Here is a 13,370-nt window from a genome sequence, read left to right as displayed (position 1 = left end):
CGGGGTATGCCGCAATGGGATGGGCATTTGGAATAGGCTATGCCTTTCCGGAATAGTATCGCCGCGTGAATTGCAGGAAATCCTTATACGGCGCGTTGTTTTCGGTGCCCTTGCGCTGAATGAAGTTGAACTCGCGCCGCAGCGGAAAATCCTTGATTTTCACCTCCGAAAACTCGCCCGAGGCCAACTCCTTCAGCACCGCCTGCCGGGGCAGAAAGGCCAGGCAGGTATCGACGCGCACGAAGTTTTTGAGGGCTTCGGTGCCGCCCAGGCGCACCCGCACCGGCAGGGCCGCCAGCTTGATGCGGTGCCGGGCCAGGGCCTCCTCCAGCACGGCCAGCGTGCCCGAGCCGGCCTCGCGCAGGGCCAGCGGCGTGGTGAGCAGGTCGCGCACTTCGAGGGTGCGCCCGGCCAGCGTATTGCCGGCGGCACACACGGCAACTACATCATCCGTCAGCAGCGGCGTGTAGGTGACGTTGCTGACTTTGTGGATGCCTTCAATAATACCCAGCTCAATCTCGTGGTCGAGCAGGGCGCGCAGGATGTTGTCGGAATTGCGGTTTTTGAGGCTGAGCTGGCGGTTGGGGTGTTTCTGCAGGTAGGCCGACACCACGGGCGGCAGCACGTAGAGCGAAATGGTGGTGCTGGCCCCAATGACGAGGTGCTGGCTGGGCGCAAAATCAGGGCTGAGCGCGCTCATTTCCTGGTGCAGCTCCTGCTGCAGCTGCTTGGCTTGCAGCAGTTTCTCGTAGAGCTTGCGGCCGGCCGGCGTGAGTTGGATGCTGCTGCCCAGGCGTTCGAACAGACCGGTTTTGTAGTGCTCTTCCAAGGCTTTCACCTGCTTGCTCACGGCCGACTGGCTGGTGAACAGCGCTTGGCTGGCCTTGGTGAAGCTCAGGCGCTGAGCTACTTCCAGAAACACTTCGTGCGGGTGCGAGAGCATAGACTAAATACGAATTATTGCACGAGGTAGAGACGCAATATTTTGCGTTTTGTCGGCCGCGCCGTTCGGGAATCGTTCGAACGTAGTCGTTCAACGAAGAGACGCAAAATATTGCGTCTCTACCCCAGCCGGCGCTGAAATGCGGCCAGGAACAAACCGACGTGGTAGCCATCACCCAGCCCATGGTGCAGGTGCACCGACACGGGCATTTGCAGCCTGTTGCCTTCCGAAAAAACCTGGCCGAAAGATATTTTGGGGCAGCTGTCGGGGTGCGAGAAGCTGCGGGCGTGCGAGAGGCTGGTGAAGCGCACCCACGGCAGGGCCGAGCAGTGCACGGTATCGGGCCGGCCGGTAGTGTCACTCAGGCGCAGGCCGGTGCTGGCCTGCACGGCCGCAATTTCGGTCTCGGCCGCGGCAATGAAGCCGGGCAGCGTGTCGTTTTGCTCGATGAAGGAGAAGGCGAACGTGTGGTCGGGCCGGCCGAGGGTGGCGGAGGCGTGAATGCGGTCGTACAGGTAGACCTGGCCGTTTTCGACGCGGTAGCGGAAGGCTTCGACTTCGTTGGCGGCCTCCAGGGCGTGGTAGAGGTAGTAGAGGAAAAACGATACGCCCAGCCGCTTGGCTTCGGCCTGCGCCGCCGTGCAGTCCACGTTGGCCGTGAGGCCGAAGAATGGTTCTTCAAAGGCCGAGAAGAAAGCAAAATGCTCGCGGCGCGGCCAGGTTTCGAGGTCAATCAGGTGCTTCATGGCGTGCAAAGGTCGGTAGCTTTGCGGGGTTGAGCGAGGTATCTGGCTGACGTAGGGGCGGGGCCTGCCCCCGCCCGCCGTTCGCGCCGCCAATTGACGCCACCATTCAACGACGGGCGGGGGCAGGCCCCGCCCCTACATCTGCAATGCCATGCCCACGCAAACCTTCATCGCCTTCGACGCCGACGACACGCTCTGGCCCAACCAGCCGCACTTCGACCACGTCGAAGCGCAGTTGCTCCAGATTCTGGCCCCGTATGCCGACCACGCCACCATCAATGCGCGGCTCTACGATGTGCAGCGGGCCAATATGCAGCTGTTCGGCTACGGAGCAAAGTCGTTCATGCTCTCAATGATTGAGACGACCATTCAGCTTTCGGGCGGCGCGGTGGTGGGCTCGGAAATCCAACGGATTCTGGATTTGGGTAAGGACTTGCTGCGCTTCGCCATCGAGCCGCTGCCCGACGTGGTGGAGGTGCTAACCGAATTGAAAGAGCGCGGCCACAAGCTCATTCTGCTCACCAAAGGCGACCTGTTCGACCAGGAAAGCAAAATTGCCCGCTCCGGCCTCGGCGACTTTTTCGACTACGTCGAAATCGTGAGCGAAAAGGACGTTCCTACTTATCGGCGCCTCTTCGTCCGCCTCGGCGCCACACCGGAGAATTTCGTCATGATTGGCAACTCGCTGAAATCGGATATTCTGCCGGTGGCGAAGCTGGGTTTCCCGGCCATCCACGTGCCCTACCACGCCAACTGGATTCACGAGCACGTGCCGGCCGAGCTGCTGGCGGGCGTTGAGTTTCGGGCGGTGGAGCGGCTGCGCGAGGTGCTGGAATTGGTGCATTAATCTGTAGAGACGCGACACTTCGCGTCTCGGCGCCCGCACCTGCCTTACAGCGTCGTTCAACGCCGAGACGCGAAGTGTCGCGTCTCTACAATTCTAGACCTGCTATTTCCACAATGCCAGACTGGACCGACCTGCGCTATCTATTAACCGGCAACCAGCGCCAGCAACGCGCCTATTCGTTGCTGCAAGCGCTAAACCTCTGGCCCGTCCTAGCCGATTTCAAGCCCGTGCTGGCCGGCACCATTCCGTTAGGCATTGATATTACGGGCAGTGATTTGGACGTGCTATGCGAAGTAGCGCCTGCCGAAACGCAACGCTTCGGCGGGCTGCTGCAGCGGCACTACGGCCGCCGGACTGGCTTCAAATTGATGCAGCACACCATTAGCGGCTACCCATCCATCGTCAGCAGCTTCCGCTACCGAGGCCGCGAAGTGGAAGTATTTGGGCAGGCATTGCCGACGGCGCAGCAAAATGGTTTCCGCCATTTGCTGGTGGAGGCTGCCGTGCTGGAAGCCGGGGGCGAAGCGTGGCGACGGGCCGTGCGCCGCTTGAAAAAGCAGGGCCTGAAGACGGAGCCCGCGTTTGCTAATTTATTGCAATTGCCCGGCAACCCGTACGCGGCCTTATTAGAGCTGGAGGGGAAATCTATTGCTGAATTGCAAGCATATATGGCCCGGCATTCCACTATTCGCAACTGGTAAAGCAGCCCGCCGCGCGGTCCAATACCGTTGTGCTTTTCGCGTTGCAATAAAATCCGGGCTTCTGCCTACCTTCCGGCGCATTTCCACTCCCCCCTCCCCCATGCTGGCCCGTTACCGCTTTTTGCCCCTGCTGCTGATGCTGCTGGCGGCCGCCTCGTGCTCGAAAAAAACCGCCCAGGAGCAAGCCGCCGAAACGGCCCAGACCGACGGCGACGAAATCGACCCGTACTCCAACCTGGTTTTCACCTTCGATGAAAAGGTGGTGGACGAGGCGCAGCAAAACCGCTGGGACACTACGCGCTACGTCACGTTTTCGCCCAATATCCGCGGCAAGTTCAAGTGGACCGGCGACCGGGAGCTGACGTTTTCGCCCTTGGAGCCCTTCCGGCCCAGCACCGTTTTCTCGGCCAGCCTGCGGCCTGAGACGCTGCCCAGCGACAAGCAGAAGCTGGCCCTGAATCGGCCCAAGTTCCACACGCCGTATCTGGATATGGCCGCGCCGCAGGTGTTCTACGGCAGCTCCAAGCGGGCGGCGGGCACGGCGGAATTGAAGGCCAACCTCGTGTTCAATTACCCCGTGCGGCCCGCCGATGTGAAGTCCCGGCTGAAAGTGACGCAGGACGGCAAGCCCGTAGCCGTAGAAGTAAACTCCGCCGAGCCGGATGCGCTGGTGGCCGTGACGTTCATGCAGGACGTGCGTCAGGGCTCGCCTGTGCAGATTGATATTGCGCCCGGCCTGCGCCCCGCTACCGGCACCAAGCCGACGGACAAAGTCCTCACCGCCCAGGCCGAAATTCCCGACCAGAGCCTGCTGGAAGTGCGCGAGCTGACCGGCTCCCTACTCAACGGCCAGCCGGTGGTGACGCTGCTACTCAACCAGCCCGTGAATGCCTCCGACATCCAACCCAACCTCACGGTGAAGCCCGCCGTGGCCTTTTCGGTAGAGGCGTTGGAAAGCGGCTTTGCGCTGCGCGGCGGCTTTGAAGTGGGCAAAACCTACCAGATTTCGCTGGCGGCCGGTACGCGCGGCGCGCTGGGCGGCAGCTTGAATCAGGAGTTTAGCCAGGCGGTTTCGTTTGGCGATGAGCGGCCGAGCTTGAGCTTCACCAGCAGCGAGAAGGCCATGTACCTGGACGCGCTGGGGAACCGGAATCTGGGTTTGCGCATCAACGAAGTGGCCAAGGTGAAGGTGACCATCGCCAAGGTCTACGCCAACAATATCCAGCAGCTGATGCGCGGCGAAAAGCAGTACGGCTACCCCGAATACGACGAGGACGAGCCCCGCGAATCGAACACCGACGAAAACGGCGACTACATCGACCGCAGCTTCCAGTATTACGACACCGAGAACATCGGTAACGTACTGTCAGAGCGCACTATTTCCGTGGATGGCTTGGCTAAGGAAAACGGCCTGCGCCTGCTCAATCTCAACCTGAAAGACCTCGAATTTCAGGGTCCGATGAAGGGCCTGTACGTCATTCGGGTGCAGGATACCGAGCGCCAGTGGCTGCAGGTGAGCAAGCTGGTGGCTGTGACGGACCTCGGCCTCATCGTGAAGCAGGGCGCGACAGGCGGCACGGTGGTATTCGCCAATTCCATCCGCACCGCCGAGCCGCTGGCGGGCGTGACGGTGAACCTCGTGAGCTCGAACAACCAGGTGATTGGCACGACTACCACGGACAAATCTGGCGTGGCGCAGTTCGACTCGGCGGCGAGTATGAAGCGCTTCACGCTGGGCATGATTACGGCGGTGAAAGATGCCGACTTTTCCTTTCTCGACTTAACCAAAAGCCGGGTTGAAACCTCGCGCTTTGAGGTGGGCGGGCTGACGTCGAACGCGGCGCATTACCAGGCGTTTTTGTACGGCGACCGCAACCTGTACCGGCCCGGCGATACGGTGCGGACCAACACCGTTATCCGCACCGAGGACTGGAAAAGTCCGCCCTCGGGCCTGCCGATGAAAATCCGTCTGCTGCTACCCAGCGGCAAGGAATACAGCAGCTTGCAGCAGAAACTGAGCGCGGCGGGCAGCTTCGAGAGCCGCTTCATTCTGCCGCCCACCATCATGACGGGCCTCTACACGATGGAGGTGCTGACCGGCAACGACGTGCTGCTGACCTCGCGCCAAATCAGCGTCGAAGAATTCATTCCCGACCGCATGAAGGTGACCGTGACGGCCGCGCCCAAAACCGTAAAACCGGGCCAGGACGTGACGGCCAGCATCACGGCCGTGAACCTCTTCGGCCCGCCCGCCGCCGACCGCAAGTTTGAGGTCGAATTCTCGCTGAAGCAGAAGGTTTTCTCGGCCCCGAAATTTCCTGACTACAGCTTCACCATCAACAGCGGCGAAAAGCGCCGGACCACCAACGACGACGGCGAATCCAGCGAAAGCGCCCTCACCTCGCGCTTCGAGAAAACCGTGCGCGAAGGCACCACCGACGCCGCCGGCCACGGCACCGCCGCCTACACCGTCCCCGATTTCCACGACCTCGGCACGCTGGAAGGCGTGGCCTTCGCCACGGTGTTCGACGAAACCGGCCGGCCCGTGAACCGCCTCGCCACCTTCGACGTGCAAACCCAGGCCACGATGTTCGGCATCGGCAACCTGCCCGACCTCATTAGCACCAAACAGGCCCTCACGGTGAAGCTGCTGGCCCTCACGCCAGCCGGCAAACCGACCTCGGCGCAGGCCGACATCAAGGTGGTGCGCAAGCTCTGGGAAACCGTGCTGGAGCGCCAGGGCGGCCGATACGTGTACAATTCGCAGCAGCGCGACCAGGTGATTTTGAGCCAGAGCCGCGCCGTGGGGGCCGAAACCAGCTTCAGCTTCACCCCCATCTACTCGGGCGAATACGAGGTGCGCGTGAGCCGGCCGGGCGCCAGCAGCTACGTCACGCAGCGGTTTTACGCCTACGGCTACGGCGATACCCAGGCCAATTCCTTCGAGGTGAACAACGAGGGCGAAGTGACCATCGAGGCCGACAAGCCCAAGTACGAACCCGGCGAAACGGCTAACCTGCTGCTGAAATCGCCCTTCGCCGGCCGCATTCTGGTGACGGTGGAGCGGGCCAACGTGCTCGACCATTTCTACGTGACCACCGACGGCAAGGCGGCCGAGGTCAAAATCCCCATCAAAGCCGAGCACGTCCCCAACGTGTACGTGACCGCCACCGCCGTGCGCGCCCACACCGCCCAGGACCGCCTGCCCCTCACCGTGGCCCGCGGCTTCTTGCCCCTGACCGTGGAAAAGGCCGATTCGCGCCTCGCCGTGGCCATTGCCGCGCCCGCCGCCAGCCGCTCCCAGACCTGGCAAACCGTGGAAATCACCACCGCGCCCCGCGCCCAGCTCACCCTGGCCGTGGTAGACGAAGGCATTCTCCAGCTCAAAAACTACCAGACGCCCGACCCGCATGCCTACTTCTACCAGAAGCGCGCCCTCGAAGTGTCGGCCTTCGACGTGTACCCCTTCCTGCTGCCCGAACTCGGCACCAGCAGCAGCGGCGGCGACGCGGCCGACATGCGCAACCGCACCAACCCCGTGCCCAACCGCCGCGTGAAACTGGTCTCGAAATGGAGCGGCGTCCTCACCGCCGACGGCGACGGCAAAGTGCGCTACCGGGTGCGCGTGCCGCAGTTCAGCGGGGCGCTCCGCATCATGGCCGTGGCCTACAAAGACGATGCATTCGGCTCGGCCGAATTCACGATGAAGGTGGCCGACCCGGTGGTAATTTCCACGGCGCTGCCCCGGTTTATGAGCCCGGGTGACACGGCATTTGTTAGAATGATTTTAACCAATACAACCAACAAACCGATTACGGGTTACGCTGGATTTAAAGCTGGCGACATTTCCAAAAATGTGGAATTGAACAATCGGCCGTGGGAAGGAATCAAGGACAGACTGACTATTTCTATTCCGCTTGCGCCTACTCATTCTAGTGATTTTTTGCGCAATTATGCTGGTGGCCACGCCATGTTAAAAATCACAATACCGCCTAATTCAGAGCAAGTAGTCACTGCTCATTTGGTAGCTCATGGTGTAGGAATTGGCAAATTTGTTAGCGGTATTTCAGTTGATGACCAGGGCAAAAAAACAAGCTTCTTTTATACCGAAACCGTCGAACTCCCAATTCGCCCCGCCGCCTCGCTCGAAAAGCGCACCGGCAGCGGCGTGATTGCCGGCGGGGCCACGCTCCCACTCAACCTGAAAACCGATTTCCTGCCCACCTCGCTCAGCAGTAGGCTTGTCGTGAGCCGCTCGCCGCTCACGGAGTTCAGCAAGGATTTGCGCTACCTGCTGCAATACCCCTACGGCTGCCTGGAGCAAACCGTGTCGGCCGCCTTCCCGCAACTCTACTACGCCGATTTGGCGGCCACTTTGCAGCAGAAAACCGGGGCCGCCGCCAAGGCCCAGCGCTACAACCCGAACTACCACGTGCAGGAAGCCATCCGCAAGATTGAGGCGATGCAACTCTACAACGGCAGCCTTAGCTACTGGCCGGGCGGCGACTACGACAACTGGTGGGCCACCGCCTACGCCGCCCATTTCCTGCAGGAAGCCCAGCAAGCCGGCTTCGCGGTGAATAAATCCGTCCTCGACAAGGTGCTGAAATACCTGGCCTTCCGCCTCAAAAAGCGCGAAACCGAGCCCTATCAATACTTCGACGTCAGCAACATCGCCCGCCAGCGCACCATCGCGAGCAAGGAAATCGCCTATTCGCTCTACGTCCTCGCCCTGGCCGGCCGCCAGGACCCCGTGGCCATGAACTACTACCGCGCCAACCGCCCCCTGCTCACCGAAGATTCCCGGTTCCTGCTCGCCTGCACCCAGAGCCTGCTCGGCAACCAGCGCGCCTTCCGCGAGCTGCTGCCCACCAAGTTCGGCAGCGAGCGAGCCGCCCGGCGCGCCCTCGACGGCTCGTTCTACTCCCCCATCCGCGACGAAGGCCTCATCCTCAACGCCCTCGTCAGCACCGACCCCAACAACCCGCAAATCCCCGGCATCGCCCGCCAGCTCAGCCGCCAGATGAAGCAGGCCTACTGGCTCAGCACCCAGGAAAGCGCCTTCGCCCTCCTCGCCCTCGGTAAAATAGCCCGCCAGAACGCCAAAAGCACCGCCACCGCCACCCTGTTCATCGACGGTAAACCCGCCGGCAAATTCGATGGCAAAGACCTAACGCTGCGCAACGTGGCCAACCGCAACGTCAGCATCCGCACCGCCGGCAAGGGCAGCCTCTACTACTTCTGGGAAACCGAAGGCATCTCGGCCAGCGGCCAGGTGAAGGAGGAAGACTCCTACCTGAGAGTGCGCCGCCAGTTCCTCACCCGCGACGGCGCCCCGCTCGGTACCCCCACCTTCCGCCAGAACGATTTGGTGGTGGTGAGAATTTCTATCGAAGCCGGCGACGCGGCCGGCGAAATTAAGAATATCGCCATCACGGATTTGCTGCCGGCTGGCCTGGAAATCGAGAACCCACGCATCGGCGCTCTGCGTGAGTTAGCTTGGGCGAAGGATGCCTCAACACCCGATTATTTGGACGTGCGCGATGACCGGATTAACCTGTTCACCACTGCCACGAGCACTCCGAAGAACTTCTATTATCTGTGCCGGGCGGTGTCGAAAGGCACGTTCAAGCTGGGTCCGGTGAATGCCGATGCGATGTACAACGCGGACTACCACAGCTACAATGGGGCTGGCGTGGTGCGCGTACGGTAGAGACGCAATATTTTGCGTCTCGTCGTTGAACGATAACGCCTGAACGACTCGCGTTGAACGAACGGTAACGCGCCGTTCGGACTAACAACCAAACAACATCAGCAACGACGAGACGCAAAATATTGCGTCTCTACACCGCCATGAAAGACACCAATGGCCTGTACAATGCGCGGTACCGCATCAACTCCGCACGCCGAATGGGTTATGACTACAGTCAGGCTGGCGGCTATTTCATCACCATTTGCACCAAAAACCGCGAGCACTCTTTTGGTGAAATTCATCCCGCTACCGATGCGCTAACCGACGCTTATTTAATTGGCAACGAACTGGCCGTGCGGACGTGGAATTGCTGGCAGGAAATCCCACAGCATTTCCCTTTCGTCGAGCCAGATGCATTTGTAGTGATGCCTGACCACGTGCACGGCATTCTTTTCATCAATCGGACTGCTGATTATGCGGAACGACCAGAAACCCGTTTCGGTCCGCAATCCGATAATCTGGCCTCCATTATTCGCGGCTTTAAAGCCTGGGCCACGCGACAAGGAATTAACTTTAATTGGCAACCGCGCTATTACGACCGGATTATCCGCAATGAACTGGAGTTGGAGAAAATTCGCGACTACATTCAGGGCAACCCCAATCGGTGGGAGGCTGAACAGCAGAATGAGCTTAGTCTTTTCCGGTGAGGCGGGCGGCGCGGTGCCGATTGTTCAACGACATCGTTCAACGACGAGACGCAAAATATTGCGTCTCTACCTCATTCTGGCGTTGCCCTTCTTCGCCTTTCTGCTTGACCGCCTGTTCCCCCTGCCGCCCGCGCCGCGCTACTCCCCCATCGTGCTGGCCGCCGATGGCACCGTCCTCCACGCCTTCCTGAACCCCACTCAGAAGTGGCGCATGAAAACCGAGTTGGCCGAGATAACGCCCGCGTTGCAGCAAGCCATTATTAACAAGGAAGACCGGTATTTCCGCTACCATTTCGGCGTAAATCCGGTGGCCATTATACAGGCTGTCGGCCGGAACATTTTCCGCAAAGGCCGCACCACCGGGGCCAGCACCATCACCATGCAGGTGGCCCGCCTGCTAGAGCCAAAAGAGCGCACCTTCGGCAATAAACTACTGGAAATGCTGCGCGCCACCCAGCTGGAGGCCCATTACAGCAAAGCCGAAATTCTGCAACTCTACCTGAATCTGGTGCCCTACGGCGGCAACATCGAAGGCGTAAAATCGGCTGCGCTGCTCTATTTCCAGCAGCCGCCAGATTATCTGTCCTTGGCTCAGACTGTAACATTGGCCATCATCCCCAACCAACCGCGCGTGCTGGTGCTGGGCAAGAACAACGACCGGATTCTGGCCGAGCGCAACCGCTGGCTGCGGCAGTTTCAGCAGCAGCACTTGTTTCCGAATCAGGATATTGAAGACGCCATCAATGAGCCCCTTGATGTGCAGCGTCACGCCGCGCCCACGCTGGCCCCGCATCTGGCGCGCCGGCTGGTGTCACAGTTCCCCAACCAGCCCATTATCCATTCTACACTATGCCGTAACCCACAGGCCAAGGCCGAAGACCTGACGAAAAACTACGTACGCCGCCTGCACGAGCTGGGCATCACCCAGGCCGCCGTTCTGGTCGTGAACAACCGCACTCGCGCCGTGGAGGCCTACGTAGGCTCCGCCGATTTTGCTGATGCCGCCAGCAATGGGCAGGTCGATGGGGTGCGCGCCATTCGCTCGCCGGGCAGCACCCTGAAACCGTTTCTGTATGCGCTGGCGGTGGATAAGGGAATCGTGACGCCGAAGCTGAAGCTGCCCGACGTGCCCACCAATTTCAGCGGCTTTAGGCCCGAGAATTTTGACAAAAGCTGCGCCGGTGAAGTGACCGTGGAGCGGGCGCTGACCTATTCGCTCAACATCCCTGCGGTGCGCGTGCTGGCTGATGTGGGCGTGCCGGTTTTCACCGATAAGCTGCGCGAAGCCGGTTTTAAAAGCGTGGCGAAAGCCGCGCCGCGCCTGGGTTTGAGCACGATTCTGGGTGGTTGCGGAGCGACATTAGAGGAACTGACGGGGCTATACGCTTCACTAGCTGATGGCGGAGCTTATCAGCAACTGCGCACTATTACATCAATCGAGAAAAAAACCTTAGCCCTTAGAAATCAACACTCAACACTTCTCTTCTCCCCCGCCGCCGCCTTTCTCATCACCGACATCCTCGCCCAGCGCACCCGGCCCGACCTGCCGATGGGCTACCAGAACAGCCGCCACCTACCCAAAATTGCTTGGAAAACCGGCACCAGCTACGGCCGCCGCGACGCCTGGAGCATTGGCTACAACCAAGACTATACCATCGGCGTGTGGGTCGGCAATTTCAGCGGCCAGGGCAGCCCGGCGCTAACGGGGGCCGACGTGGCTTCGCCCCTACTCTTCGACCTGTTCAATACCCTCGCTTACAACTCGCCCAACCGCTGGGCCGTGCCGCCCGCCACCCTCGATTTCCGCCTCGTGTGCGCCGAAACCGGCCTTGTGCCCGGCGAGCATTGCTCCAATCAGCTCATCGACTACTACCTGCCCGGCACGTCTTCGGCCCGGCACTGCGAGCACCAGAAAGAAGCCCTAGTCTCAGTCGATGGCACGATTTGCTACTGCCGTGCCTGCGTGCCGGCAGCCGGTTTTAAACGGCAATTATTCCCGAATCCGCTGCCGGAAGTTTTGGCGTTTCGGGAAGCGCAGGGGCTGCCATCGAGCCGGCTGCCGCCGCACAACCCGGCCTGCCGCCTCGTGCGCAACGAAGAGGGCGCGGGCGCAGCCCTGGCTATTACCTCTCCGCTCGACCACGCCGAATACGTGCTTGACCGCAAGGACAAGCAGCAGATGCTGCTGAGCTGTGCGGCCGGCAGTGAGGTGCGCCAGGTGTTCTGGTATGTGAACGACCGGTTTCTGCGCGCCGCCTCGGCTACCGAGCGGGTGTTCTTCCGGCCGCCCAGCGGCGCAGTGAAGATTTCGTGCGCCGACGACCACGGCCGCAACGTCGATATTCAACTGCAGGTACAGGAACTGTAGCCGGCGGCCAAGCCATCGGTTCATGCGCGCTTCAGAAGCGGGGCCGATTTTGCGCGTTCATTATTCTCTACAAGCGTATGGCCCTTCTGGTGCTCGTCCGGCACGGCGAATCGACAGCCAATCTGGCTAATGTATTCACGGGCTGGCTCAACGTGGCCCTGAGCCCGAAAGGCGAAGAGGAAGCCCTGGTGGCGGCCGAAAAGCTGCGCGGGTTTCACTTCGATGCCGCGTATAGCTCCGACCTGCTGCGGTCGGAGCGCACGCTCGACCTGATTGTGTCGCGGCCTGCCTGGGCTACTATTCCGGTGCACCACGTGGCGGCCCTGCGCGAGCGCATGTACGGCGACCTGCAAGGCCTGAACAAGGCCGAAACCGCCTTAAAATACGGCCAGGCCCAGATTGATATCTGGCGGCGCAGCTACGCTGTGGCTCCGCCCGGCGGCGAAAGCCTGCAGCAAACCCAGGCCCGCGTGGTGAAATTCTACGACGCGGAAATTGTGCCGCAGCTGCGGGCAGGGCGCGATATTCTCCTCGTGGCGCACGGCAACACGTTGCGGGCGCTGCGCATGTACCTGGAGCAGCTCACGCCGGTGCAGGTCGAGTCGCTGGAAATCGTGACGGGCGGCGTACATGTGTACCGGTTCGGCGCCAATATGCAGCTGGTGGAGTCGCAGAATCTGTAGCCGCTTCTGCGCTGGCGGGAGCCCGGAATTTTCGCGCTCAATCGCGCCACAAGCATCATTTAGCGCATTCCTGCACAAGCCAACCAGCTCCCTTCCGGGACGCCGGCAGAGCCTTAGCAAGGCAGGTGTAACATCCTGCGAGGCTTTTTGCCGTTTAAGCAGAGCCATTGGCGCTTTTTGCTTACGCGAACTCCGAACCCCTTTCTGCTATGGGACTTCACCCCGTAAAACCCCTGCTGCTACTCCTGCCGCTGCTGCTCGGCGGCAAAATGGCTGCAGCGCAATCCAAAGTGGCCGTTTTTGCCCACGGCCAGCCCGGCACCGCAGCCTACGAGCAGTTCAGCTTCTGGACGGCCAATGGCCAGCGGACGGACATCTACTACCGCTATGGCAAGGCGCGCCGGGAGGTGAAGCTGCGCTACGCCGGGCCGGTGGCGGCGGGTTTCAGGGTGCAATTTTCGAATGGCCACTTGCTGACGGTGGTGCCAAACGGCGAAACCCTGCGCGTGAGCGACGCGAAAACCTCGGTGCCGAAACGCTTTGCCTGGGAATACGAAGGCCCGATTAATGGCATCGGCACGTTTTGCCGCGAGTGCGCGGCCGATGCGAAAGAGGCCATGCGCCTCGTTCGTGCGTATTACCTGAAATAGCCTTTTCCGGTCCCCAGTCGGGCCGGGGCTGCG

9 protein-coding genes are annotated in these 13,370 nt (G+C 60.9%); 7 read left to right on the top strand and 2 right to left on the bottom strand.

Annotated elements, in window-relative coordinates; genetic code table 11:
• Positions 1 to 37 precede the first annotated feature (37 nt).
• Positions 38 to 943, bottom strand: coding sequence for a LysR substrate-binding domain-containing protein (locus tag MON38_RS19165; RefSeq protein ID WP_241937775.1), 906 nt, complete (start codon positions 941 to 943; stop codon positions 38 to 40).
• Positions 944 to 1,062: 119 nt separating this feature from the next.
• The gene (locus MON38_RS19160; protein ID WP_241937774.1) at positions 1,063 to 1,689 is read right to left on the bottom strand and encodes a chloramphenicol acetyltransferase; all 627 of its coding nucleotides are present in this window, start codon (positions 1,687 to 1,689) and stop codon (positions 1,063 to 1,065) included.
• A gap of 151 nt (positions 1,690 to 1,840) precedes the next feature.
• Between MON38_RS19160 and MON38_RS19155 the strand changes: the two genes are divergently transcribed.
• From MON38_RS19155 to MON38_RS19125, 7 genes are all read left to right on the top strand, one after another.
• Positions 1,841 to 2,536 (top strand): HAD family hydrolase, encoded by a 696-nt coding sequence (locus tag MON38_RS19155; protein ID WP_241937773.1) that lies wholly within the window; start codon positions 1,841 to 1,843, stop codon positions 2,534 to 2,536.
• Between the two features lie 113 nt (positions 2,537 to 2,649).
• Positions 2,650 to 3,237 (top strand): DUF4269 domain-containing protein, encoded by a 588-nt coding sequence (locus MON38_RS19150; protein WP_241937772.1) that lies wholly within the window; start codon positions 2,650 to 2,652, stop codon positions 3,235 to 3,237.
• 100 nt (positions 3,238 to 3,337) lie between these two features.
• Complete coding sequence (locus MON38_RS19145) at positions 3,338 to 8,950, top strand: alpha-2-macroglobulin family protein (protein WP_241937771.1); 5,613 nt, start codon at positions 3,338 to 3,340, stop codon at positions 8,948 to 8,950.
• A gap of 140 nt (positions 8,951 to 9,090) precedes the next feature.
• The gene (locus MON38_RS19140) at positions 9,091 to 9,636 is read left to right on the top strand and encodes a transposase (protein WP_241937770.1); all 546 of its coding nucleotides are present in this window, start codon (positions 9,091 to 9,093) and stop codon (positions 9,634 to 9,636) included.
• A gap of 58 nt (positions 9,637 to 9,694) precedes the next feature.
• A complete protein-coding gene (gene pbpC, locus MON38_RS19135) occupies positions 9,695 to 12,004 on the top strand; it encodes a penicillin-binding protein 1C (RefSeq protein WP_241937769.1) in 2,310 nt (769 codons plus the stop codon).
• Between the two features lie 77 nt (positions 12,005 to 12,081).
• A complete protein-coding gene (locus MON38_RS19130; protein ID WP_241937768.1) occupies positions 12,082 to 12,687 on the top strand; it encodes a 2,3-bisphosphoglycerate-dependent phosphoglycerate mutase in 606 nt (201 codons plus the stop codon).
• A gap of 209 nt (positions 12,688 to 12,896) precedes the next feature.
• Positions 12,897 to 13,337, top strand: a complete 441-nt coding sequence (locus MON38_RS19125) for a hypothetical protein (protein ID WP_241937767.1) — start codon at positions 12,897 to 12,899, stop codon at positions 13,335 to 13,337.
• The last annotated feature ends 33 nt before the right edge of the window (positions 13,338 to 13,370 follow it).

The sequence above is a fragment of the Hymenobacter cyanobacteriorum genome, from assembly GCF_022631375.1.
GTDB classification, from domain to species: domain Bacteria; phylum Bacteroidota; class Bacteroidia; order Cytophagales; family Hymenobacteraceae; genus Hymenobacter; species Hymenobacter cyanobacteriorum.
Note: the sequence above shows the minus strand (reverse complement) of the source record. Positions and strands in the feature narration are given on the sequence as shown.

Coding starts and splice junctions, on each gene's coding strand:
- MON38_RS19155 (WP_241937773.1), top strand. CDS start 1,841: ATGCCCACGCAAACCTTCATCGCCTTCGACGCCGACGACACGCTCTGG.
- MON38_RS19140 (WP_241937770.1), top strand. CDS start 9,091: ATGAAAGACACCAATGGCCTGTACAATGCGCGGTACCGCATCAACTCC.
- MON38_RS19145 (WP_241937771.1), top strand. CDS start 3,338: ATGCTGGCCCGTTACCGCTTTTTGCCCCTGCTGCTGATGCTGCTGGCG.
- MON38_RS19125 (WP_241937767.1), top strand. CDS start 12,897: ATGGGACTTCACCCCGTAAAACCCCTGCTGCTACTCCTGCCGCTGCTG.
- MON38_RS19160 (WP_241937774.1), bottom strand. CDS start 1,689: ATGAAGCACCTGATTGACCTCGAAACCTGGCCGCGCCGCGAGCATTTT.
- MON38_RS19150 (WP_241937772.1), top strand. CDS start 2,650: ATGCCAGACTGGACCGACCTGCGCTATCTATTAACCGGCAACCAGCGC.
- MON38_RS19130 (WP_241937768.1), top strand. CDS start 12,082: ATGGCCCTTCTGGTGCTCGTCCGGCACGGCGAATCGACAGCCAATCTG.
- MON38_RS19165 (WP_241937775.1), bottom strand. CDS start 943: ATGCTCTCGCACCCGCACGAAGTGTTTCTGGAAGTAGCTCAGCGCCTG.